The 26983-nt window shown below is 69.9% G+C and carries 8 protein-coding genes and 1 pseudogene; 3 read left to right on the forward strand and 6 right to left on the reverse strand.

Features of this window, described 5'->3' with window-relative positions; genetic code table 11:
• From ACSIH6_RS36285 to ACSIH6_RS36305, 5 genes and pseudogenes are all read right to left on the reverse strand, one after another.
• Positions 1–3714, reverse strand: a 3714-nt coding sequence (locus tag ACSIH6_RS36285) for a type I polyketide synthase (protein ID WP_435112843.1), incomplete at its 3' end; no start/stop codon positions are given.
• 51 nt (positions 3715–3765) lie between these two features.
• Complete coding sequence (locus ACSIH6_RS36290) at positions 3766–22908, reverse strand: type I polyketide synthase (RefSeq protein WP_435112844.1); 19143 nt, start codon at positions 22906–22908, stop codon at positions 3766–3768.
• 315 nt (positions 22909–23223) lie between these two features.
• The gene (locus ACSIH6_RS36295) at positions 23224–23982 is read right to left on the reverse strand and encodes a thioesterase II family protein (protein ID WP_435112845.1); all 759 of its coding nucleotides are present in this window, start codon (positions 23980–23982) and stop codon (positions 23224–23226) included.
• 243 nt (positions 23983–24225) lie between these two features.
• Positions 24226–24444, reverse strand: coding sequence for a transposase (locus ACSIH6_RS36300; RefSeq protein WP_435112846.1), 219 nt, complete (start codon positions 24442–24444; stop codon positions 24226–24228).
• A pseudogene (locus tag ACSIH6_RS36305) lies at positions 24396–24506 on the reverse strand (IS5/IS1182 family transposase); the annotation flags it as partial. The pseudogene ACSIH6_RS36305 and the gene ACSIH6_RS36300, both read right to left, overlap by 49 nt.
• 404 nt (positions 24507–24910) lie before the next feature.
• Between ACSIH6_RS36305 and ACSIH6_RS36310 the strand changes: the two are divergent.
• The 3 genes from ACSIH6_RS36310 (at position 24911) to ACSIH6_RS36320 (ending at position 26474) form a co-directional block, all read left to right on the forward strand.
• Positions 24911–25255, forward strand: a complete 345-nt coding sequence (locus ACSIH6_RS36310; RefSeq protein WP_435112847.1) for an Rv3488 family transcriptional regulator — start codon at positions 24911–24913, stop codon at positions 25253–25255.
• Between the two features lie 120 nt (positions 25256–25375).
• Positions 25376–25591, forward strand: coding sequence for a hypothetical protein (locus ACSIH6_RS36315; RefSeq protein ID WP_435112848.1), 216 nt, complete (start codon positions 25376–25378; stop codon positions 25589–25591).
• Positions 25592–25859: 268 nt separating this feature from the next.
• Positions 25860–26474, forward strand: coding sequence for a DedA family protein (locus ACSIH6_RS36320; protein WP_435112849.1), 615 nt, complete (start codon positions 25860–25862; stop codon positions 26472–26474).
• 123 nt (positions 26475–26597) lie between these two features.
• Here ACSIH6_RS36320 and ACSIH6_RS36325 read toward each other — a convergent pair.
• A partial coding sequence (locus tag ACSIH6_RS36325; protein WP_435112850.1) for a chromate transporter occupies positions 26598–26983 on the reverse strand: 386 nt, incomplete at its 5' end.

Raw genomic sequence — 26983 nt, forward strand, 5'->3', positions numbered from 1 at the left:
GGCCCCCGATCCGCCCGTGACCAACGCCGTGTCCCGGAAGCGCCACACCGGCGAGGCAACAGCCCCTGCCCGGACAGCCCGCTCAAGGCGGCGCACGTGCACACCCGAGGCCCGCACCGCCACCTGGTCCTCACCGTCGAGACCGGCCACCACCGCGGCCAACCGCGTGAAGGCGCGCTCGTCCGGCCGCGCGGGAAGATCCACCAGACCACCCCACCGCTCCGGATACTCCAGCGCCGCGCACAGCCCCAGACCCCACACCAGGGCCTGAGCCGGACTGTCCAACGCATCAGCGGAACCGGTGGACACCGCACCCCGCGTCACCGCCCACACCGGAGCTTCGACACCCGCCTCAGGCAGTGCCCTGAGCAGATTCACCGTCGCGGCCAGCCCCGCCCGCACAACCGGGTAGTCGGGATGTGGCCCCTCGTCCAACCCCAGAAGCGACACGACCCCCGCAACGGTCATCTCCTCCTGTCGTTCGGCGGCATCCGCGGACTCGGACAGAACCTCCCCCAGGCCAGCCGCCAATCGGACGGGGTCGGTCAGGCTCCCGGCGTCGAACGTGACGGTGAGTGGACTCGCGCCGCTCCGTGCCAGGGCTGCGGCGACATCACGGGTGATGTCATCGGCTGCCTCGGGGGCGAGAACGAGCCAGGTCCCGTCCAGGCGCGCCGGTCCCGGGTCGGGGCGACGCTTCCAGGTGACGTCGTAACGCCAGTTCAGAACCTCGGATTGCTCCCGCTGGCGCTGCCGCCACGCCGACAGGATCGGCAGGAGCGTGCTGAGCGAGAACTGCTGTTCCCCATCGAGGCCCAGCGTCGCGGCGAAGGCATCGATGTCCTCCTCCGCGATCGCCTCCCAGAACTCAGTGTCAGTCTCGGTCGCTCCATCACCAGGCGTCGGATGCGCGGAAGGCTGGAGCCAGTAGTACTTGCGCTGGAAGGCGTAGGTGGGCAGGTCCACCCGGCGGGGAGCACGACCGCTCCCGGCCAGACCGGTGAAGACCGCGTCCCAATCCACAGGCGCGCCGCCCACGTGAGCCGCACCCAACGAGGACAGGAAACGCTCGGCCCCGCCCTCATCACGGCGCAAGGACGGCACCACCACAGCCGAAGCGGCCTCCGCCTCGTCGACGGCCTCCTGAACACCGATGGTCAGCACCGGATGGGCGCTGGCCTCCACGAACAGGGAGTGACCCGACTCCAGGAGGGTTCGGATCCCGGAATGGAAGCCAACCGGGTGGCGCAGGTTCTCGAACCAGTACTGAGCGTCCAGACCAGCGGTGTCGATCACCTCATCGCGCAGCGTGGAGAAGAACGGCACGTGAGACGAACGCGGGGTGATGGGGCCCAGGTCCTCCAGGAGACGGTCCCGGATCGCCTCCACCGCCGCACTGTGCGAGGCGTAGTCCACCGGCACCCGACGCGCGCGCACCCCCCGCCCCTCACACACAGCGAGGAACTCCTCCACCGCACCGGCCTCACCCGAGACCACGGTGGAAGCCGGACCGTTCAACGCCGCCACGGCAAGGGCATCCGCCCAGGGCTCAAGGAGTTCGAGGGTTTCCGCCTCCGGCAGAGGCACCGAGACCATACCGCCGTGTCCAGCAAGGTCCTCGCCAATGATCCGGCTGCGCAACGCCACCACCCGCGCGGCGTCCTCCAACGACAACGCCCCACACACGAACGCGGCCGCGATCTCCCCCTGCGAATGCCCCACCACCGCATCCGGGACCACACCCACGGACTCCCACAACCGTGCCAGAGACACCATCACCGCGAACAGAGCGGGCTGCACCACATCCACCCGCTCCAGATCAGGCGCGCTCTCCTGCCGCAACACCCGGAGCAGGTCCCAACCCGTGAACGGCTCCAACGCCCGAGCGCAGGCATCCATCTGTTCCCGGAACACCGCAGAGGACTCGTACAGGTCCAGGCCCATCCCGACCCACTGCGAACCCTGCCCCGGAAACACCAACACGGTTCTGGCGGCACGGTGCGACTCCCCCACCACCACACCAGCCGCCGCCCCACCACCGGCCAGGACGTCCAGACCAGCCAGCAGTTCCTCCCGCGTGGCCCCCGTCACCACCGCCCGGTGAGCGTGGTGCGCACGCGTGGTCGCCAACGAGAAGCCCACATCCACCGGGTCCAGGTCCGGGTTCGCGCGCACGTGCTCGGCCAGACGCCCGGCCTGAGCCCGCAACGCCTCACCCGAACCACCCGACACCACCCACACAGCAGGACCGTCAGCCCGGACGATGTCACTGGGTTCAGTACGCGTTACCAGATGGGAGCCATCGGTGTCCGAGGCCGCTTCACGATCGGACGCCGGGGCCGCTTCGAGAACGGCGTGGGCGTTGGTTCCGCTGACTCCGAACGAGGACACCGCGGCGCGACGCGGATGGTCACTGTCGGGCCACTCGACGCGCTCGGTGAGCAGGCTGATGGCGCCCGACTCCCAGTCGACCTCATGCGTCGGTTCGTCGATGTGCAGTGACCTGGGCAGCACCCCGTGGCGCATGGCCTGGACCATCTTGATCACACCGGCGACACCGGCAGCGCTCTGGGTGTGGCCGATGTTGGACTTGACCGACCCCAGCCACAGCGGACGTCCCTCCGTACGCCCCTGCCCATAGGTGGCCAGCAGAGCCTGCGCCTCGATCGGGTCGCCCAGGCTCGTCCCGGTCCCGTGCGCCTCCACCGCGTCGACCTGGCCCGGTGTCAGGCCCGCGTTCGTCAACGCGGCTCGGATCACCCGCTGCTGCGCGGTCCCGCTCGGCGCGGTCAGCCCGTTGCTGGCACCGTCCTGGTTGATCGCCGTTCCACGCACCACGGCCAGCACCTGGTGGCCGTTGCGCTGAGCGTCGGACAGGCGCTCCAAGGCCACGATGCCCGCCCCCTCGGCGAGAGCCATGCCGTCGGCGCCAGCCGCGAACGCCTTGCACCGGCCGTCGCGCGCGAGCCCGTTCTGGCGGCTGAATTCGGTGAAGGCGAAGGGGGCCGCCATGACGGTCACGCCACCGGCCAGCGCCAGTTCGCACTCGCCGTTGCGCAGGGCCTGGACCGCCAGGTGCATCGCCACCAGCGAGGAGGAACAGGCGGTGTCGATGCTGACGGAGGGGCCCTCGAACCCGAAGGTGTAGGAGATACGGCCCGAGGCCACGGAGGTGGCCGCTCCCGTGGCCAGGTAACCGACGAGGTTGTCCGGGACGTCCTGGTAGTCGGGCCCGTACTCCTGCCAGTTCGTACCGACGAAGACCCCGACCGGAGCCCCTTCGAGGACCGTCGGGTCGATTCCGGCGTGTTCGAGGGCCTCCCACGAGGTCTCCAGCAGCAACCGCTGCTGCGGATCCATCGCCAACGCCTCACGCGGGTTGACACCGAAGAACTCGGCGTCGAAATCACCGGCGTCGTAGAGGAAACCGCCCTCACGCACGTACGACTTCCCCGGACGGTCGGAGTCGGGATCGTAGAGGTCCTCCCAGCCTCCCCGGTCGGTGGGGATCCCGGATATGGCGTCCCGTTCCTCGATGACCGTCTTCCAGAGGTCGTCGGGCGACGACACACCACCGGGGTAACGGCAGCCCATGCCCACGATCGCGAGCGGCTCCTGCTCACCGGACTCCAGGACCCGGAGGCGTTCCCGAGCCTCACGCAGGTCACTCGTCACACGCTTCAGGTATTCGAAGAGCTTTTCCTCGTTGGCCATGATGTCCTCAACAATCCGGGGGGCTGGGTTCCAAGTCGGGCAGCGAACTGCTCAGAGTTCGTCGTCGATGAGCGCGAAGACCTCGTCGTGGGTCGCGGAGCCCAGGTCCAGGGGCGGGCGGTCGGACGGTTTTGCCCCGTCCAGCATTCGCAGCAGCCGTTGCAGACGGGATGCGACCGCGCCCCGTCTCAGATCCTCCGGGGAAATGGCGGAAAGAGCCTCTTCGAGCCTGTCCAGACCGGCGTGGACGGAATCGTCCTCCGCCCCTGTCCCGAGGAGTTCCTGGCGGACGTGGTCGGCGATGGCGGCGGGTGTGGGGTGGTCGAAGACCAGGGTCGACGACAGCCGCAGTCCGGTGGCGTTGTTCAGCCGGTTGCGGAGCTCGACGGCGGTGACGGAGTCGAACCCGACCTCCATGAGGGCGCGCCGCTCGTCCACGGACGAGGAGGAGGCGTGTCCGAGGACGGTCGCCGCGTGATCGCGCACCAGTCCGCCGATCATGTGCCTCTGCTCGTCCGTCGGTGCCGCGGCCAGACGCTGCCGCAGCCGTGCTCCGTCGCTTTGGGCCGTCTCGGACGACGTGGTCCGCAGCAGGGGTTCGACCTGGGGGATGTCGGTGTGGATCGGACTGGTCCTCGTCGCCGTGAAGGCGGTGTGGAAGCGTTCCCAGTCGATGTCGGCGATGGCGATGACGGGCTCGTCCTGCTCAAGGGCCCGGTGGAGTGCCCGGGTGGCCAGGTCCGGGGCCATACGGGGCATGCCGTGGCGCTTCGCGACGTCGCCGACGGTGTCGTCCTCGGCCATGCCGCCCTCGGCCCATGCGCCCCAGGGAACGGAGAGTGCCGGGAGCCCCAGGGCGTGGCGATGGCGCGCCAGGGCGTCGAGGAAGGCGTTGGCGGGGGTGTAGTTGCCCTGGCCGGAGGCGCCGAGTAGGTGCGCGACCGACGAGCACAGGACGAACGCCGACAGGTCGAGGTCGCGTGTGAGCTCGTGCAGGTGGAGCGCTGACGCGACCTTGGCCTCAAGCGCCCGGTTCATCTGCGCCGGAGTGAGCGAGTCCAGGGGACCGTCGTCCAGGACCGCGGCCGTGTGCACCACCGCCGTGAGCGGGTACTCGTCGGGGACCCCCCTGATGAGGTGCGCCAACTGCTCCCGGTCCCCGGCGTCGCAGCGGGCGACCGTCACGCGTGCGCCCAGACCCTCCAGCTCCGCGCGGAGCCCGGCTGCCTCCGGGGCGTCGGGACCGCGTCTGCTGGCGAGCAGAAGGTGCGGCGCCCCGTTACGGGCCATCCATCGGGCGATGTGGCCCGCGATGGCCCCGGTGCCGCCCACGATGAGGACCGTTCCCCGGGAGAGCCACTCCGGAGGGCCGGTCGGGGAGTCCAGGGGAGTCCGGACGAGGCGGCGCACGAACAGCCCGGAGGCGCGCAGCGCGAACTGGTCCTCACCGTCGTCGCTGGCGTTCAGCGCGGAGGAGAACAACGTGGTGAGCCGGTCGTCCGGTGCCGCGAGGGGGATGTCGACCACGCCGCCCCAGCGGTGCGGGTACTCCTGGGCGGCCACCCGGCTGAACCCCCACAGGAGTGCCTGAACGGGATGCTCGACCCCGTCGGTCCGGCCGGTGGCGACCGCGCCCCGGGTGACGCACCACAGGGGCGCCGTGGTCCCGGTGTCCTCGAGGGCGAGCAGCAGCGCGTGGGTGAGTGCCAGGCCCGCCGGGACGGAGGGCTGGTCGGGGAGCGGCTCTTCGTCCAGGGCCAGCAGGGAGAGGACGCCGGACAGACCGGCGTGGTCGACGCCGGACCGCGCCACGAGACGGCGCATGGCCTCCCGGTCGACGTCGGCGGACCTCGCGGTGGCCCTCACGATGTCGGCTCCGCCGAGAGACATGCCGTGCAGGTATGCCTCGATCGCCTTGTCCTGGTCACATCCCTCGGGGAGGACGACCAGCCACTGACCCGACAGCCTCCGGGAAGAGCGTGCGGGCACCGGCTTCCACACGTCGCGGTAGCACCAGTCCTGGACCGCGGCCTCCTCGTCGCGCTGTCGCCGCCACACGGAGAGCGCCGGCAGCACAGCGCTCAGGGGCTCGTCGGCACCCACCCCCAACTGCTGGACCAGCGCGTGGACGTCCTCCTCCTCGACGACCTTCCAGAACTCCGCGTCCGCCGCACCGGTGCTCGCCGTGTCCACCGGGTCCGCGGTGGTCGGCTGGAGCCAGTAGTGCTGGTGTTGGAAGGCGTAGGTGGGCAGGTCCACCCGGCGGGGAGCACGACCGCTCCCGGCCAGACCGGTGAAGACCGCGTCCCAATCCACGGCCGCGCCGCCCACGTGAGCCGCACCCAACGAGGACAGGAAACGATCGGCCCCGCCCTCGTCCCGGCGCAAGGACGGCACCACCACAGCCGAAGCGGCCTCGGCCTCGTCGACGGTCTCCTGCACACCGATGGTCAGCACCGGATGAGCACTGGCCTCCACGAACAGGGAGTGCCCCGACTCCAGAAGAGACCCCACCGCGCTGGAGAAGCGCACCGGGTGGCGCAGGTTCTCGAACCAGTACTGAGCGTCCAGACCGGCGGTGTCGATCACCTCATCGCGCAGCGTGGAGAAGAACGGCACGTGAGACGAACGCGGAACGATCGGAGCCAGATCCTCCAAGAGCCGGTCCCGGATCGCCTCCACCACCGCACTGTGCGAGGCGTAGTCCACCGGCACCCGACGAGCGCGCACCCCCCGCCCCTCACACACAGCGAGGAACTCCTCCACCGCACCGGCCTCACCCGAGACCACGGTGGAAGCCGGACCGTTCAACGCCGCCACGGCAAGGGCATCCGCCCAGGGCTCAAGGAGTTCGAGGGTTTCCGCCTCCGGCAGAGGCACCGAGACCATACCGCCGTGTCCAGCAAGGTCCTCGCCAATGATCCGGCTGCGCAAAGCCACCACCCGAGCGGCGTCCTCCAACGACAACGCACCACACACGAACGCGGCCGCGATCTCCCCCTGCGAATGCCCCACCACCGCATCCGGGACAACGCCCTGGGCCTCCCACAGCCGTGCCAGGGACACCATCACCGCGAACAGAGCGGGCTGCACCACATCCACCCGCTCCAACGACGGAGCATCCTCCTCCTGCCGCAACACCGCAAGCAGGTCCCAACCCGTGAACGGCTCCAACGCCCGAGCGCACGCGTCCATCCGCTCCCGGAACACCGCAGAGGACTCGTACAGGTCCACTCCCATCCCGACCCACTGCGACCCCTGCCCCGGAAACACCAACACCGTGCCACCAGAACCGCCATGTCCGGAGACGGCTCCCTCGACCAGGTGAGCGGACGTCCGCCCGCTGGACAGTGCGTCCAGTCCGGCCAACAGTTCCTCGCGCGTGGCACCGGTCACCACCGCCCGGTGGGCGTGGTGCGCACGTGTGGTCGCCAAAGAGAAGCCCACGTCCACCGGGTCCAGGTCTGGGTTCGCACGCACGTGCTCGGCCAACCGACCCGCCTGCGCACGCAGCGCCTCATCCGAACGACCCGACACCACCCACGGAAGAAGCGGTGAGACACCGTTCTCGTTCCCCGGTTCCGGGGAACCCTCGTCGGAGTCAGCCGCGGTCGTATCCGGCGCCGGAGAAACCGGTGCCTGTTCGAGGATGAGGTGGGCGTTGGTGCCGCTGATCCCGAACGAGGACACCCCCGCCCGACGGGGACGGCTGTTCTCGGGCCACTCCACCGCCTCGGTCAGCAAAGAGACCGCACCGGCGGCCCAGCCCACATGCGGAGAGGGCTCGTCCACGTGCAACGTCCTCGGCAACACCCCGTGGCGCATCGCCTGGACCATCTTGATCACACCGCCCACACCAGCCGCGGCCTGGGTGTGACCGATGTTGGACTTGACCGACCCCAGCCACAACGGCCGGTCCTCCGGACGTTCCTGCCCGTAGGTGGCCAGCAGCGCCTGCGCCTCGATCGGATCACCGAGCGTGGTCCCGGTCCCGTGCGCCTCCACCGCGTCCACGTCCCCGGCGCTCAGCCCCGCGTTCGCCAACGCCGCCCGGATCACCCGCTGCTGGGACGGACCGTTCGGAGCCGTCAACCCGTTGCTCGCACCGTCCTGGTTCACCGCCGAACCCCGAACCACCGCCAACACCTCATGGCCGTTACGTTCAGCATCCGAAAGGCGCTCCAGCACCACCATGCCCACGCCCTCGCTCCAACCGGTCCCATCCGCACCGGCCGCGAACGCCTTGCACCGACCGTCCGGTGAGAGCCCGCCCTGACGGCTGAACTCCACGAACACGTTCGGTGTGGCCATGACGGTCACTCCGCCTGCCAGGGCCATGGTGCTCTCACCGTTGCGCAGGGCCTGGACCGCCAGGTGCATCGCCACCAGCGATGACGAGCAGGCGGTGTCCACCGTGATCGCGGGCCCCTCGAACCCCAGCGTGTAGGAGATGCGGCCCGAGGCCACGCTGCTGGAGTTCCCGGTCAGCAGGTGGCCGCCGCCGTCAGCGGCCCCCTCACCGTTGACCCCGTACCGCTGATCGGCGACCCCGGCGAAGACTCCGACGGGGGTGCCCGCGAGGGCGGTCGGGTCGATGGCGGCGTGTTCGAGGGCCTCCCACGACGTCTCCAGGAGCAGGCGCTGCTGCGGGTCCATCGCCAACGCCTCACGCGGACTGATCCCGAAGAAACCCGGATCGAAATCCCCCGCGTCATACAGGAACCCGCCCTGACGCGCGTACGTCTTCCCCGGCCTGCCCGGATCCGGGTCGTAGACATCCCCCCACCCGGGACGACCGGTGGGCAGGTCAGCGATCGCGTCGACCTCGCCGGCGACCAGGTCCCACAGCTGCTCAGGCGACGCGGTGCCGCCGGGATAACGGCAGGCCATGCCCACGATCGCGATCGGCTCGTCCGTCTCACCACGGTGAACATCCGTCCGCGCCGGGGCAGCCGACGCACCGACCAGTTCCTCGCGCAGATGCTCAGCGAGCGCCAACGGAGTGGGAAAGTCGAACACGAGGGTGGCCGACAGTCTCAGACCGGTCATCCGCTGAAGGCGGCCGCGGAGCCGGAGAGAGGCCAACGAGTCGAAGCCGAGTTCCTGGAAGGGACGGTTCGGTGCGGCGGCTGCGGGCCTCCCGTGACCGAGGACGGCGGCCGCACCGGTACGGATCTTCTCCAGAAGCGTGCGCCGTTGCTCTCCCTCGGTCATCTCCGCGAGCTGACGGGCGAGATCGGACCCGGCGGAGGCGCCTTCGTCCCCAGCGATCGGCAGAGCCCCGCGTGCCTCGGAGATGTCCTCGACAAGGGCGCTCGGGCGCGTCAGGGTGAGGGTCTCCGCGAACAGCTTCCAGTCCAGGTCGGCCACCGCCCGGAACGTGTCGCCGGAGTCGAGGGTCTGGTGAAGGGCCTCGAGGGCAAGCTCCGGCGTCATCAGACCGATGCCCTGGCGTACGAGGGCCTGTTCGGCGTCTTCCGTGACCATGCCGCTGGCGGCCCACGCTCCCCAGGCGATGGACGTGGCCGGTATCCCGCGGTCGCGGCAGTGGTGGGCCAGCGCGTCGAGGTAGGCGTTGGCCGCGGCGTACGCGTACTGGGTACGCGAACCGGTGACGCCGAACACGGAGGAGTAGAAGACCAGGGTGTCGAGGGTGTTGGCGTCGACCAGGTCGACGAGGTTGTCGGCACCCGCGGTCTTCGCGGCGAGAAGCTCCGCGACGTCGACGAGTTCGGTGTCGTCGAGGCGTGTTTCCCGGGTGACGCCCGCGGTGTGGACGACGGTGCGCAGCGGCGAGTCCGGGGTGTCGACGCGTTCCATCAGCCCGGCCAGCGCCTCCCGGTCCGACACATCGCACGCCGCGATCGTCACCCGGGCCCCGAGGGCTTCGAGTTCGGCTCGCAACTCCTCGGCCCCGGGAGCCTCCGGTCCCCGACGGCTGGCCAGCACGACGTGACCGGTCCCGTTGCCCACCAGCCACCGCGCCAGACGCGCACCCAGACCACCCGTGCCACCGGTGATCAACGCGGTATCACGCGAACGCCACACCGCACCGGGCGCGGGTTGAGGAGCCCGCACCAGGCGGCGCACGTGCACCCCTGAGGCCCGCACCGCCACCTGGTCCTCACCGTCGAGACCGGCCACCACCGCGGCCAACCGCGTGAAGGCGCGCTCGTCCGGCCGCGCGGGAAGGTCCACCAGACCACCCCACCGCTCCGGATACTCCAGCGCCGCGCACAGCCCCAGACCCCACACCAGGGCCTGAACCGGACTGTCCAACGCATCAGCGGAACCGGTGGACACCGCACCCCGCGTCACCGCCCACACCGGGGCGTCGACGCCCGCCTCAGGCAGTGCCCTGAGCAGATTCACCGTCGCGGCCAACCCCATCCGCAACGCGGCGTGCTCAGGGTGGGGCCTCTCGTCCAATCCCAGAAGCGACACGACTCCGACGACGGGGGAGCTTTCTTCTTCACCGTTTCCTGGAAGAACCGCGTCGAGACGCCTGGTCAGTGACTCGGGATCGGCGGCCTGTTCGGGGGTCAGCGGAACGGACAGCGTCCGAGCGCCGCCGCGGAGGAGGGCGGTGTCCAGGGCTGCGGTGAGTCCGCCGTCAACGGTGTCCGTGGTGAGGATGAGCCAGGTCCCGTCCAGGCGCACCGGGCTCGGGTCGGGGCGGCGCTTCCAGGTGACGTCGTAGAGCCAGTCCTGAACCGTGGACCGCTCCCGCTGGCGCTGCCGCCACGCCGACAGGGCGGGCAGGACGGTGTCCAGCGAGGACTGGACCTCACCGTCGACCCCCAACTCCGCGGCCAGGGCCTTCGCGTCCCGCCCTTCGACCGCTTCCCAGAACACGACGTCAGCGGGGGCCGGTTCCGTGTCCGTCGACGCCTCCGGAACGTCAATCCAGTAGGGCTGGTGCTGGAAGGCGTAGGTGGGCAGGTCCACTCTGCGAGGCGAGAGCCCGCCGAACACGTTCTCCCAGTCCAGGCCGAGGCCGCCGGTGTGGGCGGCGGCCAGCGCGGCGGCCAGGGTGACGGCCTCCGAGCGGTCTCGGCTCTGAGCCGCGATCACGACGGCGGTGTCACCTCCGGGTGCGGAAGCGGTCGACGCTTCCGATCCGGGCTGGTTGGTGATGGAGTCGACGTGATGGAGGAGCGCGCTGTCGGGGCCGATCTCGACGAAGGCGCCCGCCCCGCGCTCCCGCAGATCGCGGACCCCCTCGGCGAACCGCACGGTGCCGCGGATGTGCCGCGCCCAGTACCCGGGACCGGTGAGTTCCCCAGCCTCAGCGATACGACCGGTGAGGTTGGAGACGACCGGGACCGAGGGCTCGGCGTAGTCCAGCCTGGCGACCCTGGCGGTGAACTCCTCCAGGACCGCGTCCATGTGGTGGGAGTGGAACGCGTGACTGACCGTCAACCGCCGCGTCCTGCACCCGGACCCCGCGAGTTCGGCAACCACCCGCTCAACGGCCTCAGTATCACCCGAGACCACCACCGCATCCGGAGCATTGACCGCCGCCACACCCACAACACCAGCCAAACCGAGACGGTCGACGACCTCGGTGACACGCTCCTCGGTCGTGCCGACGGCCGCCATCGCACCACCGCGCCGCGCCGAGGACATCAACCGCGCACGCGCCGCCACCAGGAACGCCGCGTCCTCCAACGACAGTACCCCGGCCACATGAGCGGCAGTGACCTCCCCGATCGAATGCCCGATCAGACAGTCAGGGGTAAGGCCGAAGTGGACCAGGAGGCGGTACAGGGCCGTCTCGAACGCGAACAACGCGGGCTGCGTGTAGAGCGTGTCATCCAACAGACCCGCCAGCTCACCCCCCTCAGGAGCGAACATCACCTCACGCAACGGAGCCCGAAGTGTCACCCCCTGCCCGGCCAGACACGCGTCCAACCGTCCGCACACCTCGTCCAGAGCCTTAGCGAAAACCGGATAGGCGGCATACAACTCACGCCCCATCCCGGCGCGCTGGGCACCCTGACCGGTGAACACGAAGGCCAGGCCACCGCCGTCCGAAACCGTGCCCTCCACCAGGTTGGCGGCGGGGCTCCCACCCACCAGCTCATCCAGCCCCGCAAGCAGCTCCCCGCGGTCCGCGCCGATCACCGCCGCCCGGTGCGTGTGGTGCGCACGCGTGGTCGCCAAAGAGAAGCCCACGTCCACCGGGTCCAACTCCGGGTTCGCGCGCACGTGCTCGGCCAGGCGCTCTGCCTGAGCACGCACGGCCCCGTCCGAACGACCCGACACCACCCACGGGACGGTGAGCGCACTCCGGTCGGCCGTCCCCTCCTCGTCCGACAGAGGAACGCGGTTCCGCGTGGTCGGTTCGACTTCCGTCGCAGCGGCTTGTTCGAGGATGAGGTGGGCGTTGGTGCCGCTGATCCCGAACGAGGACACCCCCGCCCGACGGGGACGGCCGTTGTCGGGCCACTCCACCGCCTCGGTCAGCAAAGAGACCGCACCGGCGTCCCAGCCCACCTCGGGGGTGGGCTCGTCCACATGCAGCGTCCTGGGCAGCACCCCGTGCCGCATCGCCTGGACCATCTTGATCACACCGCCCACACCAGCCGCGGCCTGGGTGTGACCGATGTTGGACTTGACCGACCCCAGCCACAACGGCCGGTCCTCCGGGCGCCCCTGCCCGTAGGTGGCCAGCAGCGCCTGCGCCTCGATCGGGTCTCCGAGCTTCGTTCCGGTCCCGTGCGCCTCCACCGCGTCCACCTGGTCCGCGCCCAGACCAGCGTTGGCCAACGCCGCACGGATCACCCGCTGCTGGGACGGACCGTTCGGAGCCGTCAACCCGTTGCTCGCACCGTCCTGGTTCACCGCCGAACCCCGAACCACCGCCAACACCTCATGGCCGTTGCGCCGGGCGTCGGACAGACGCTCCAACACGACCATGCCCACGCCCTCGGCGAAACCCGTGCCGTCGGCCGCCGCCGCGAAGGCCTTGCACCGACCGTCCGGCGAGAGCCCGCGCTGGCGGCTGAACTCGGTGAGGAGTTCGGGGGTGGCCATGACGGTCACGCCACCGGCGAGGGCCATGGCGCACTCGCCGTTGTGGAGGGCCTGGACGGCCAGGTGCATCGCCACCAGCGACGACGAGCAGGCGGTGTCCACCGTGATCGCGGGCCCCTCGAACCCGAACGTGTAGGAGACGCGCCCCGACGCCACGCTGGTGTTCGTCCCCGTCAGGAGGTAACCCTCGGTGTCGCTGGTGGCGCGTCCCGGCCCCGGCGGGTAGTTCTGTCCGATCACCCCGGTGAAGACTCCGACGGGTGCGCCCGTGAGCGTCGTCGGGTCGATGGCGGCGTGTTCGAAGGCTTCCCACGACGTCTCCAACAGCAATCGCTGCTGCGGGTCCATCGCCAGCGCCTCACGTGGACTGATCCCGAAGAAACCCGGGTCGAACTCCCCCGCGTCGTACAGGAACCCGCCCTGACGCGCGTACGTCTTCCCCGAACGGTCGGGATCGGGATCATAGACCTTCCCCCACCCGGGACGGTCAGCGGGAAGGCCGGACACCGCGTCCAGGTCCCGGGCGACCAGTTCCCAGAGCTCGTCGGGTGACGCGATGCCGCCGGGATAACGGCACGCCATACCCACGATCGCGACAGGCTCGTGGGCGGAGGACGTGTTCCTCGCGGCGGGGGCCTCTGGGACCGCGGCCGCGGAGGAGCCCAGCAGTTCGGTGCGGAGGTGTTCCGCGAGCACCGCCGGCGTGGGGTGGTCGAACAGCAGTGTCGCCGACAGGCGCAGACCCGTCTCGTTCCTGAGCCGGTTGCGCAGTTCGACCGCGGTGAGGGAGTCGAACCCGGAGTCGTTGAAGGCCTGGTCCGGAAGCAGGGAGTCCGGAGAGCCGTGTCCGAGGACCGCCGCCGCGTGGCTCCGGACCAGTTCCCGCATCGTCTGTCGCTGGTCGGACTCGCCCATCCCGGCCAGCCGGTCCCTCAGTGTCGCGGCCCCGGAGGCTGCGACGGCCCGGCGTGTCGGTGCGCCGACGAGGCCGCGCAGAACAGGGGGGAGCGTCCCGCCCCTGCTCCGGAGTCCCCGAGCGTCGAGGGGGGTCGCCACCACGGCGGGCTCCGAGGTCATCAGAGCGGCGTCGAAGAGCGCGAGCCCCGCCTCGTCGCCGAGTGCGGCCATGCCGCTCCGGGCGAGGCGTTCGCGGTCGCCGTCGTCGAGGTGGCCGGTCATCCCGCTCGCGCGCCCCCACAGCCCCCACCCCAGGGAGGTGGCGGGCAGCCCGCGTGCGCGGCGGTGGTGGGCGAGGGCGTCCAGGAACACGTTGGCCGCGGCGTAGTTGGCCTGGCCCGCGTTGCCGAACACACCCGCCACGGAGGAGAACAGGACGAACGCGTCCAGGTCGGTCCCCTGTGTCAGACGGTGCAGGTTCCACGCCGCGTCGGCCTTGGGGCGCAGGACCGCGCCGAGGGCCCGTGGGCTCAACCCCGCGACGGTGGCGTCGTCGAGAACCCCGGCCGTGTGGACGACCGCGCTCAGCGGGCGGTGTTCGGGGATCGACGCCAGGAGCTCCCCGAGCGCGTCGTGGTCGGCCGCGTCGCAGGCGGCGATGGCGACCTCGGCCCCCATGCCCTCCAGTTCGGCGCGGAGCTCGGCGGCTCCGGGAGCGTCCGGTCCACTGCGGCTGGTCAACAGCAGGTGGCGGACACCGTGGACGGACACCAGGTGGCGGGCGAAGAGGGCGCCGAGCGTACCGGTGCCTCCGGTGACGAGCACGGTCCCCGCCGTACCGAGGGAGCGGGGCATGGTGAGCGCCAGTTTGCCGATGTGACCGGCCTGCTGAAGGTGGCGGAAGGCCTCCGGGGCGCGGTGGACGTCCCACGAGGTGACCGGGAGCGGTGTCAGGACGCCGTCGGTGAAGAGCCGGTGGAGTTCTTCCAGGATCTGCTGGAGGCGGTCTGGATCGACCTTGAGGACGTCGAAGGCGGTGTAGGACACGCCGGGGTGGTCGGCTGCGACCCGCTGGGGGTCGCGGATGTCCGCCTTCCCCATCTCCACGAACCGGCCGCCGTCGGAGAGCAGACGCAGCGACGCGTCGGTGAACTCGTGGGCCAGGGCGTTGAGGACGACGTCGACGCCGCGCCCGGAGGTCGCCTCCCGGAAGCGCTGTTCGAAGGCGACCGTGCGGGAGCTGGCGATGTGGGAGTCGTCCACGCCCCGGGCGCGCAGGGCGTCCCACTTGGCGGGGCTGGCGGTGGCGAAGACCTCCACCCCCCAGTGGCGGGCGAGCTGCAACGTGGCCAGTCCGACTCCGCCGGTCGCGGCGTGCAGGAGCAGGCTCTCCCCCGGACGGATACCGGCGAGGTCGGCGAGCGCGTGGTAGGCGGTCAGGAAGACCACGGGGGCGGTGGCCGCCTGGGCGTGGTTCCATCCCCTCGGAACGGGGATGAGCAGGCGCTGGTCGGCCACCGCGACGGGCCCCATGGCCTGGGGGACGATGCCCATGACGGCGTCGCCGGGGGCGAAGCGCCGCACGTCCGGGGCGGTCTCGACGACGATGCCCGCGGCTTCGCGTCCGATGTCGGTCAGCCCCGGGACCATGCCGAGGGCCGTGAAGACGTCGAGGAAGTTCATACCGGCGGCGCGGACCGCGATGCGGACCTGTCCCGGTTCCAGTGGTGCCTCGGCCTCCGGGGCGGGCCGCAGAACAAGGTTGTCGAGCGTCCCGGGTTCGGACACGTCGAGGCACCAGGCGCTCGTGTCGGGCTCGCTCAGACCGGTCCTCCCCGTCAGTCGGGACAACCGGGGAACGAGGACCTCTCCCGAACGGATCGCCATCTCGGGTTCCCCGCGGTCGACTGCCTCGGCGATCGCGGCGCGGAGTTCCGGGCCGGACATCCCCTTCGGGTCCAGGTCGATGACGAGGAAGCGGTCGGGGTTCTCGGTCTGAGCGGATCTGACCAGTCCGTGCACCGCCGCCGCGGCCAGATCGTCGACTCCCTCGCCCGCGCGGGCGGCGACCGCTCCCCGGGTGAGGACGACCAGACGGGAGGAGGCGAACGCGTCGTGGGCCAGCCACTGCTGCAAGGCGTCCAGAACCCGGCCGGTGAGCCGGTGGGCCTCGGCGGCGGGATCGCCCGTCCCGACGCAGGGCATCAGCACGACATCGGGGACCGGGGTCTCCGGCTCGCGGGGGGCGGCCAGGGCCGACAGGTCGGGGACGACGTCGACGGGTCCGTCCAGGTCCGCTCCGGGCGGCGCCGGTGCCGCGGAGTCGGGAGCGAGCACGGTCCAGGGCGTTCCCGTGGTCTCCGGGGAGACGGGCGTCTCGCGGTTACCGGTGCCGCCGGACGCGTCCGGGAAGGGCTGCGGCAGAGGGGACCACTCCAGCTCGAACAGCGATTCACGCCGGACGGCATCGGCGGCACGCAGCTGCTCGGGGCCCATCGGCCGCATCACCAGGGAACGCACGGTGAGCACCGGTGCGTTCGTCGCGTCGAAGGCCGCCAGGGAGAAGGTGTCGGTACCGCTGGGGCGCACCACGACCCGGAGCATGGTGGCCCCGGTCGCGTGCGGGGTCACGCCCTCCCAGGAAAAGGGCAGCAGGACGTGGTGAGGACTGTGGCCCGGAACGAGGAACGCGGCGTGGAGCGCGGCATCGAGAAGGGCGGGGTGCACCTCGAAGGAGTCGGCTTCGGTCTCCTCCGGCAGGGAAACCTCCGCGTGGACGCTGTCGCCGACCCGCCAGGCTCCACGGACGCCCTGGAACAGCGGGCCGTAGTCGTACCCCGTCTCGGCCAGCCGCTCGTACAGTCCTTCGACGGCGATGGGATCGGCTCCCGTCGGAGGCCACGGGCCCGGATCCGTCCGCACGTCGGTGTCCACGGAAAGGCCGAGGACACCGGACGCGTGACGCGTCCACGTGCCTTCTACGTTCCCCTCCGCTGCGCGGGAGTGGATGTCCACATCGCGGTTCCCACTCTCGTCCGGGGGCCCGACCACCACGTGCAGGTCGACGGCTGCCGTCCGATCGAGCAGGAGCGGGGTATGCAGCGTCAGTTCATCGACGGAGCCGTTTCCGGTGCGGTCTGCTGCGTGTACGGCGAGGTCGACGAAGGCCGTACCGGGAAGGAGCACGGTGCCTCGGACCGCGTGGTCGGACAGCCACGGATGCGTGGCCAGAGAGATCCGGCCCGTGAGCAGGTATCCGCCGGAGGCGAGCTCGGTCGCGGTTCCGAGCAACGGATGCGGAGTCTCTCCCAGCCCCACGTCGAGCGCGTCCCCGGACCCCCGCGGCGCGAGCGTCCAGTGGCGCTGGTGTTGGAAGGCGTAGGTGGGCAGGTCCACCCGGCGGGGAGCACGACCGCTCCCGGCCAGACCGGTGAAGACCGCCTCCCAATCCACGGCCGCACCACCCACATGAGCCGCACCCAACGAGGACAGGAAACGACCGGCCCCGCCCTCATCACGGCGCAAGGACGGCACCACCACAGCCGAAGCGGCCTCCGCCTCGTCGACGGCCTCCTGCACACCGATGGTCAACACCGGATGAGCACTGGCCTCCACGAACAGGGAGTGCCCCGACTCCAGAAGAGACCCCACCGCGCTGGAGAACCGCACCGGATGGCGCAGGTTCTCGAACCAGTACTGAGCGTCCAGACCAGCGGTGTCGATCACCTCATCGCGCAGCGTGGAGAAGAACGGCACGTGAGACGAACGCGGAACGATCGGAGCCAGATCCTCCAAGAGCCGGTCCCGGATCGCCTCCACCGCCGCGCTGTGCGAGGCGTAGTCCACCGGCACCCGACGCGCGCGAACACCCCGCCCCTCACACGCAGCGAGGAACTCCTCCACCGCACCGGCCTCACCCGAGACCACCGTGGCAGAAGGACCGTTCAACGCCGCCACGGCAAGGGCATCCGCCCAGGGCTCAAGAAGTTCGAGGGTTTCCGCCTCCGGCAGAGGCACCGAGACCATACCGCCGTGCCCCGCCAGGTGTTCGCCGATCGTTCGGCTGCGCAAAGCCACCACCCGCGCGGCGTCCTCCAACGACAACGCCCCACACACGAACGCGGCCGCGATCTCCCCCTGCGAATGCCCCACCACCGCATCCGGGACAACGCCCTGGGCCTCCCACAGCCGCGCCAGGGACACCATCACCGCGAACAGAGCGGGCTGCACCACATCCACCCGCTCCAACGACGGAGCACCAGAACCACCACGCAACACGTCCAACAGGTCCCAACCCGTGAACGGCTTCAACGCAGCGGCGCACGCGTCCATCCGTTCCCGGAAGACCGCAGAGGACTCATACAGGTCCACTCCCATCCCGACCCACTGCGACCCCTGACCCGGAAACACCAACACCGTCCCGCCAGCACGGTGCGACTCCCCCGTCACCAGACCGGCCGTCATCCCACCACCGGCCAGGACGTCCAGACCAGCGAGCAGTTCCTCCCGCGTGGACCCGGTCGCCACCGCCCGGTGAGCGTGGTGGGCGCGCGTGGTCGCCAGGGAGTACCCCACGTCCACCGGGTCCAGGTCCGGGTTCGCCCGCACGTGCTCGGCCAGACGCCCGGCCTGAGCCCGCAACGCCTCATCCGAACGACCCGACACCACCCACAGAGCAGGGCCCGGCTCGCTGCCTTCCGCTTCTCCGTGAGGATGCCCGGTGGCGGTTACGGGGTCTGCGTCGTCAGCCAACGGCTCGACAGCGTGGGGGGCCGGGGCCTGTTCGAGGATGAGGTGGGCGTTGGTGCCGCTGATACCGAACGAGGACACCCCCGCCCGACGGGGACGACCGCCCTCGGGCCACTCGACCACCTCGGTCAGCAGGGACACCACGCCCGACTCCCAGTCCACGTGGGGAGAGGGTTCGTCCACGTGCAGCGTCCTGGGCAGCACACCGTGCCGCATCGCCTGGACCATCTTGATCACACCACCGACACCTGCGGCGGCCTGGGTGTGACCGATGTTGGACTTCAGCGACCCCAACCACAACGGCCGGTCCCCAGGCCGGTCCTGCCCATAGGACGCCAACAACGCCTCGGCCTCGATCGGATCACCCAGGCTCGTCCCCGTCCCGTGCGCCTCCACCGCGTCCACGTCCCCGGGAACCAGGCCCGCGTTGGCCAACGCCGCCCGGATCACCCGCTGTTGGGATGCCCCGTTTGGAGCCGTCAGTCCGTTGCTGGCGCCATCCTGGTTGATCGCCGTTCCGCGCACCAGAGCCAGCACCTGGTGACCGTTGCGCCGGGCGTCGGACAACCGCTCCAGCGCGACCACGCCCACACCCTCGCTCCAGCCGGTCCCGTCGGCACCGGCCGCGAAAGCCTTGCACCGACCGTCCGGTGAGAGCCCTCCCTGGCGACTGAACTCCACGAAGATCCCGGGGGAGGACATGATCGTGGCGCCACCGGCCAGTGCCAGGCCGCACTCTCCGTTGCGCAGGGCCTGCACGGCCAGGTGCATCGCCACCAGCGACGACGAGCAGGCGGTGTCCACCGTGATCGCGGGCCCCTCGAACCCGAACGCGTAGGAGATGCGGCCCGAAGCCACGCTGACCGAGTTCCCGGTCAGCAGATGGCCACCGCTCGTCTGGGACGACTCGTGGAGACGCGGCCCGTATTCCTGGGCCATCGCGCCGACGAACACACCGGTGTCGCTGCCCCGCAGGACGGGGGGCGCGATTCCGCTCCGTTCCAGCACCTCCCACGAGGTCTCCAGCAGCAGCCGCTGCTGGGGGTCCATGGCCGAGGCCTCACGCGGACTGATGTCGAAGAAGGCCGGATCGAACTGGTCGGCACGGTAGAGGAAACCACCCGTACGGACGGAGGTGGTCCCCGGTGTCTGCGAGAGCGGGTCGTACAGCCGGGACTCGTCCCACCCACGGTTCCGCGGGAACTCTCCGATCGCGCTGGCACCGTCCCGGACCAGCTCCCAGAGCTTCTCGGGCGAGTCGGCGTCACCCGGATAGCGGCAGGCCATACCCACGATCGCGATGGGCTCGTCATGCGCGGCCGCCCTTCCCTCCTGGGTGGAAGTGCCGTTCGCCCGCACTTCGGTACGCAGATAACGGGTGAGCGCTTCGGGAGTGGGGTGGCTGTAGACCAGGGTTTTCGGCAGTCGGAGTCCGGTCACCGTGTTGAGGCGGTTGCGGAACTCCACCGTCATCAGCGAGTCGAATCCGAGGTCCTTGAAGGTGCGCTCCGCGGCGACCGCCTCGGACGCGGGGTACCCCAGCACCGCGAGTGCCGTCGTCCGTACCAGTTCCGCGATCGCCTGGTCTCGCTCCGCAATGGTCATGACCGCGAGGCTTTGCGCCCACGTTCCTGGCAGACCCGGTGTATCCGGTAGTTCCGCGGTGGCGTGGGACGGCGCGGGAGAGCCCTTGGCCAACTGCGCTTCAGACAGGTCAGCCCAGTAGCGTCTGCGCTGGAAGGCATAGGTGGGCAGGTCCACTCCGCGCGGAGAAAGCTCCTCGAACACGCCCTTCCAGTCCGGGGAGACGCCGCTGGTGTGGGCTATCCCCAACGCGGTGGCCAGAACCTGGCCCTCCGGCCGGTCACGGCGCTGAGCCGCGATCACCACGGGAGCGCCCGGGCCGGGTTCCGCTCCGTCTTGCCCCGCACGGTGATCGAGGACCTCATCGATATGCGAGACGAGCGCGCTGTCGGGGCCGACCTCGACGAAGGCACCCGCCCCGCGCTCCCGCAGATCGCGGACCCCATCGGCGAACCGCACGGTGCCGCGGATGTGCCGCGCCCAGTAGCCGGGGTCGGACAGCTCCCCGGCCTCGGCGACGCGGCCGGTCACGTTCGAGACCACCGGAACCAAGGGCTCGGCGTAGTCCAGCCTGGCGACCCTGGCGGTGAACTCCTCCAGGACCGCGTCCATGTGGTGGGAGTGGAACGCGTGACTGACCGTCAACCGCCGCGTCCTGCACCCGGACCCCGACAACTCCGCGACCACCCGCTCAACGGCCTCAGTATCACCCGAGACCACCACCGCATCCGGAGCATTGACCGCCGCCACACCCACAACACCGGCCACTCCCAGAGCGTCAATGACCTCGGTGACACGCTCCTCGGTCGCACCGACGGCCGCCATCGCACCACCGCGCCGCGCCGAGGACATCAACCGCGCACGCGCCGCCACCAGGAACGCCGCGTCCTCCAACGACAACACCCCGGCCACATGAGCCGCGGTGACCTCCCCGATCGAATGCCCGATCAGATAGTCCGGAACGATCCCCAGATGAGTCAGGAGGCGGTACAGAGCCGTCTCGAACGCGAACAACGCGGGCTGCGTAAAGAGGGTTTCGTCCAACAACCCCGCCCATTCAGAACCCGCGGGCGCGAACATCACCTCACGCAACGGAGCCCGAAGTGTCACCCCCTGCCCGGCCAGACACGCGTCCAACCGCCCGCACACCTCGTCCAGAGCCTTAGCGAAAACCGGATAGGCGGCATACAACTCACGCCCCATCCCGGCACGCTGAGCACCCTGACCGGTGAACACGAAGGCCAGGCCACCGCCGTCCGAAACCGTGCCCTCCACCAGGTTGGCGGCGGGGGTTCCACCGGCCAGAGCATCCAGGCCGACCAGTGCCTCCTCCTGCGTGGTTCCGGTCACCGCCGCCCGGTGCTCGTGGTGGACGCGCGTGGTCGCCAGTGCATGGCCCACGTCCGCCAACTCCAGGCCCGGATTGGCGCGCACGTGCTCGGCCAACCGACCCGCCTGAGCCCGCAACGCCTCTGCCGACCGGCCTGACACCACCCACGGCACGGGACGGCCGAGCACCGGTGCGGCTGGAGAGCGGTCCTTCGCGTCGGTGTCGTCGGTGTCCACCGACGATCCGAGCGGCGGATCGGAGAGGACGACATGGCAGTTCGTCCCTCCCATGCCGAAGGAGCTGACTCCGGCCACACGCGGTGAGTCGTGCCGAGGCCAGGAGGCCAACTCCTGTTGGACACGAAGTCTCAGGGCAGCCAGGTCGATCTCGGGGTTGGGAGCCGCGAAGTTGAGGCTGGGAGGCAGTTCTCCGTGTTCGAGACTGAGCACCGTCTTGAGCAGGCCGGCGATGCCCGCGGCTGCTTCCAGGTGTCCGATGTTGGTCTTGACCGAACCGACAGCCAGTGCGGACCCCGACGGGCGCTCGCTGCCCAGCGCCGCTCCGAGGGCGGTCGCCTCGATGGGGTCTCCCACACGGGTGCCGGTCCCGTGCAGTTCGACGTAGTGGGCCTTCGCGGGGTCCATACCCGCGTTCTGCCATGCGGAGCGAATGACCTGTGCCTGTGCCTGGGAGCTGGGGACCGTGAGCCCCGGGGTGGCGCCGTCGTTGTTGACGGCGCTTCCCCGGATCACGGCGTGGACCGGGTCTCCGTCGGCGACGGCTTGGGAGAGGAGTTTGAGGACGACGGCACCGCCGCCCTCCCCCCGCACGAAGCCGTTGGCGCGCGAGTCGAAGGTGAAGCAGCGGTCGTCGGGGGAAAGGCCGCCGAAAGCAGCGGCGCTCGCGGTACTCGCGGGGTCCAGGATCAGGTTCACACCGCCGGCGACGGCCAGCGCGGACTCTCCCCTGCGCAGGCTCTCGCAGGCGGTGTGCACCGCCACCAGGGAAGACGACTGTGCCGTGTCCACCGTGATGCTCGGCCCCTGCAAGCCGAGCGTGTAGGACACCCGGTTCGCGATGATGCTCCGGTTGGTGCCCGTCATCGTGTGCTGGGTGAACGATCCGTCGCCGCCCCGGTGGAGAAGGTTCGCGTAGTCGTTCCAGGTGACTCCGACGAAGACACCGGTCCGACTGCCCTCAAGGGTGTCCGGAGCCGTGCGGGCGTCTTCGAGGGCTTCCCAGACCAACTCCAGCATGAGTCTTTGCTGCGGGTCCATGACCACGGCTTCACGCGGCGAAACGCCGAAGAAGTCGGCGTCGAAGCCGTCGACCTGTTCGAGGAAGCCGCCCCGGCGGACACCGGAGGTGTCACCGCTCTCCCCTTCGCGTCCTTCCTCCGCCGCAGGCAGGAGCGACTCCCTCCCAGCGGGGAAGTCATCGACGGCGTTCCCGCCCTCACGTAGCAGGCGCCAGAAGGCAGCGGGACCGTCGGCCTTCGGGAAGCGACACGAAAGCCCGATGATCGCTACGGGATCACATGAACCGTCACCGAAGGCAACGGCGGGATCGAGTTCGCCATATGACGTGCTCCGCATTGCTCTCGACCTTCCCCCGGTGTTAGCACCTTGCGCAGGAGGCACGCATGTCCACCATGCGCCGCGTCCTTCCCGAGGCAACTTACTGACGGCGGCTAACGAGAGTCTTGAACGGCTCTAAAATAAGCCTTGCGAGAGTGTGTGTTCCCAGCGCACCGGACCCGGAAGGACTTTTTTTCCTGGCGATGGGCAAGAACTCAGGTCAATACCGGGCAGAGGACATGGCGGTGGCGGGACGGCCTGCCGCAACGCGCCAAATCACCAGGGGTAACTCAAATTTTCATCCCGGCGACTTGCGCACATAGTGCGTCCACATCATCGTTGCGCTATTCTTCCCAACTCCTTCTGCGCCATTGACGCGATGTCAGCCATGTGATCACCCAGGTAGAAGTGGCCTCCGGAGAACATCTGGAAGGCGAACGCGGATTCCGTGTGCGTTCTCCAGGCCTCGATGTCCCGCACGCTCACCAGCGGGTCCCTCTCACCGACCATCGCGGTGATGGGCGCGCGCACACGGGCGCCGGGGTCGGGAACATAGGTCTCCAGAGCGTTGTAGTCCGCGCGGAGCGCGGGCAGGATCAACGCGCGAAGACCTGGATCCCGCAGCAGGCTTTGCTGGTACCGCACCCCGTTCAACCTGCCGACCTCGGCGAGGAGCAGGCGGTCGGTCCACTTGTGCGGAGGGCGGGGCCTGTGCCGGGAAGGTGCCAGGCGCCCCGAGAGGAAGAGTGAGACCGGAGCAGGTCCGCCATCGGCTTCCAGACGGCACGCGACCTCGAAGGCCACGGTCGCCCCCATGCTGTGTCCGAAGAAGGCGAAGGGGAGATCGGCCGCCGTACGACGCACGTGGGGAGTGATCTCGTCGGCCAGTTTCTCGATGTCGTCGATCGGCTCCTCCGTGTAGCGCTCCTGTCGCCCCGGGTACTGCACGGTGAGGGCTTCGTATTCCGGTGCGAGCTCGGCGGAGAGCGGATGGAAATAGCTGGCCGCGCCCCCCGCATGCGGAAAGCAGACCAACCGTGCGGTTGCGTTGGGTGCCGGTGCCAGACGCGCGATCCATGCGGTGTCGTCCACAGTCGTCCTCCTCATAATCCCTGGTGACAGGAAAACCCGTTCTCCGACCACTCGGTGAGACGCGACCGGAGCGGTTCGCAGGGACAACAGAAACTGGGAAAGGAGTCCTCAGTGTAACCTCAGGACCACTTGGACAGCGGTGTGAGCACTCCTGCAACCTTGGATTAGACAGCAGGAGGGAATGGGCCAAACCCTTCTCTGATCGCCGCAGGCTGCGACTTTAGAGAGATTTTAGAGCTCATCTCAAAAGTCATCAGCATGCTTGGCCAGGCGTTTGTAGCAGATGAGGATGCAGGCGATGCCGAGCATGGCCAGGAAGCTGGCGGCCTTGCGCTCCCAGCGCACGTTCAGCCTCCGGTAGGAACCCAGCCAGGAGATCGAGCGCTCGACCTTGTACTGGTGCTGTCCCAGCCGTTGGCAGCGGAGATCGCGCAGACCAGCGGCAACCCTTGGTTGCCGCACGGCAGATGGAGTGTGGAGCCGGGTTTGCCTTGGTCAGTGGGGTTTGGCCCCGTGTTCTCCCCCCTCTCCTGGCGAGGATCGTCTGGGAGTCGACACCGGAGGCCTGGACGAACAGCACCGTGGTCAGCACAGCTCCTTGGTCCACGCGAGGACGACCGGTCTTCGGCGCTGGAGGCAGCAGCGGCTGGCCGATCTCCCAGAGCCCGTCGGGCAACACATCGCTCACAGCACGTGACCGTGTCATGCGCGAGGCTGCCTCTCAGGGCTCTTGAGACGAGCTCCAAGCGTTGTTCCTTACGTGCTCAAGCAACTGCTCCAGACATGACAAACGGTCTCGGGGGCCCTACCGGTCCCGAATGAACCCCGCACAAGTACGGCATGCGGACTTTGCGACACAGCCAGCTATCGCAATTCGATATCGGATTGGGGATATACAGTGACCCAGAGCGAGGCCGAGAGGACAGGTATGCGGGACTTCATCCGGGGAGCGATACGGCTGCACATCCTCCACCACGCCGCCGAGGAGGAGATCCACGGCGCGTGGATGACGCGGGAGCTGGCCACGCACGGATACGACATCAGCCCCGGAACCCTCTACCCCACCCTGCACCGCTTGGAGTCCGACGGCCTGCTGACCTCGCGTCAGCACGTCGTGGACGGTCGCACCCGCCGCCTCTACCGGGCCACCGAGGCGGGCAGACGCGTCCTGGCCGCAGACCGCGCCGCGCTGCGCGAACTGGCGCGCGAGGTGCTCGGCGAAGACCTCCCAGGTGGCGAGAGGACGTCCGGGTACGGCAAAGAAGCAACGTGACAGGGATTGACGCGTCATCCTCTCTGGTGGCGGCCAAGGCATCGGATCCCGATATCGGAATCCGATCTGTGTGGGCACGTACGGCTCCGCGCACCCGACCGCCGTGATGAGGGGGCGACGATGAGTCAGCGGTTTGCCGAGAACGACCCTCGCCACCACACGACACAGGTCCGCGAGAGGTTCGATGACCTGGCGCGGCACCCGCGCGAGGACGTGGGGAAGGTCGACGACCCGCGCGCCCGCGCACTGTTCGAGACCAGCGCGGAGGTGCTGGACGGATTGTCGAGAGCCTTCACCCACTTCGAGCAGGAGAGCGAGCCCGCCTGGCGCAGGTGACAGACCGGAGTGGTCGTTCAGGGGCCAGGCGATCACGTGGCCCGGCGTGCTCCACGGGGTCTCTCCCCCGTGTCGTCTGCCGTATCGTGCCAGGGCGGGGGTGGGTACGCACTGTCACGGCGACGCCGGGGGACACCGCGGCCGGGACGACCGTCGCGCCTGCACAGGCCAGGAGCAAGGCCGTCGGCGAGGGGCGCGTTGACGCGCCCGTCACCGCTCCTCATCATCGGCCGCGGAGCAGGGGGAACGAACTGGGCGGGAGTCGGACATGAACCCGTTGGACGCCATCACCGCCGGTACCCCGCTCAGCTATCTGATGCTCATCGCCTGCCTGGCCGGCTCGGCCGTGTTCCCGCCGCTGCCCAGCGAAGCGGCGATCTTCACCGCCGGGGCCCTGGCCGGGGCCGGACGCCTGAACGTTATCGCGGTGGCCCTGTGCGGCGCGGTCGGCTCCATGCTGGGCGACGGCACCGGCTACCTGGTCGGGCGCCTGTTCGGCCAGCGCGCACTGGCAGGGTTGCGGCGTCGCGAGCGGGGTGGCAGAGCCGCGGAGTGGGCGCGCGGCCGCATCGAGCGCTACGGCGGCCCCGGTATCGCCGTGTCCCGGTTCGTTCCCGGAGGTCAGAGCGCCTTCAGTATCACGGCGGGCACGCTGACCTATCCCCTGCGCCGTTATGTCCTCTACTCGGCCCTGGGCGCCTGCCTGTGGGCGGTCTACGGCACCCTGGTCGGCGTGCTCGGCGGGAGCGCGCTGGCCGCGGGCAACTGGATCGGCGTGGTCCTGGCGGTCCTGGCGGTGGTACTGATCGTCACCGCGCCCCGTTTGCTAAGGCGGCGGAGGCAGCGCGCTTCCACCCTCCAGAGCCACGGCCAGGACTGCTGAACGCCTGCGGCCGTCTACCGCGCGGCGCGGCTCCACGGGCCGGTACCCGTCCGCCGGGATCCCCCGGGTAAGGGAGCGGGACAGCGCGCTGCGTGGGCGGGGGCCCGGCCGACCACGGGGCGCTCACAGGACGAGGAACCCGACCGTGCTGGCTCCCAGGACCACCGCCCAGGCCGGAGCCCGCCACACCGCCAGGGCCACGAACGCGACGGCGGCCACGGCCATCGTCGCGGGTGAGACCACGCCCTGGACGAAGACCGGGTCGTACAGGGCGGCCCCCAGGATCCCCACCACCGCCGCGCCCGCCCCGGCCACCGCGCGCCGCGCACGGGGTGCGGCGCGCAACTGTTCCCAGAACGGCAGCGCGCCCACGATCAGCAGGGCCGAGGGCAGGAAGACGGCGGCGAGGGCGATCGCCGCGCCCAACAGCGGGCTCCCGGCCACGGGCATCAGCGCGCCCAGGTAGGCGGAGAAGTTGACTTCCTCCCCCTCCTCAAAGGAGGGGCATT

It is taken from the genome of Nocardiopsis synnemataformans (assembly GCF_965343085.1).
Lineage (GTDB): Bacteria > Actinomycetota > Actinomycetes > Streptosporangiales > Streptosporangiaceae > Nocardiopsis > Nocardiopsis alborubida.

What these genes read in the sequence shown, in the direction of transcription:
- ACSIH6_RS36310 (WP_435112847.1), top strand. Translation starts at nt 24,911, where the DNA reads ATGCGGGACTTCATCCGGGGAGCGATACGGCTGCACATCCTCCACCAC.
- ACSIH6_RS36290 (WP_435112844.1), bottom strand. Translation starts at nt 22,908, where the DNA reads ATGCGGAGCACGTCATATGGCGAACTCGATCCCGCCGTTGCCTTCGGT.
- ACSIH6_RS36320 (WP_435112849.1), top strand. Translation starts at nt 25,860, where the DNA reads ATGAACCCGTTGGACGCCATCACCGCCGGTACCCCGCTCAGCTATCTG.
- ACSIH6_RS36315 (WP_435112848.1), top strand. Translation starts at nt 25,376, where the DNA reads ATGAGTCAGCGGTTTGCCGAGAACGACCCTCGCCACCACACGACACAG.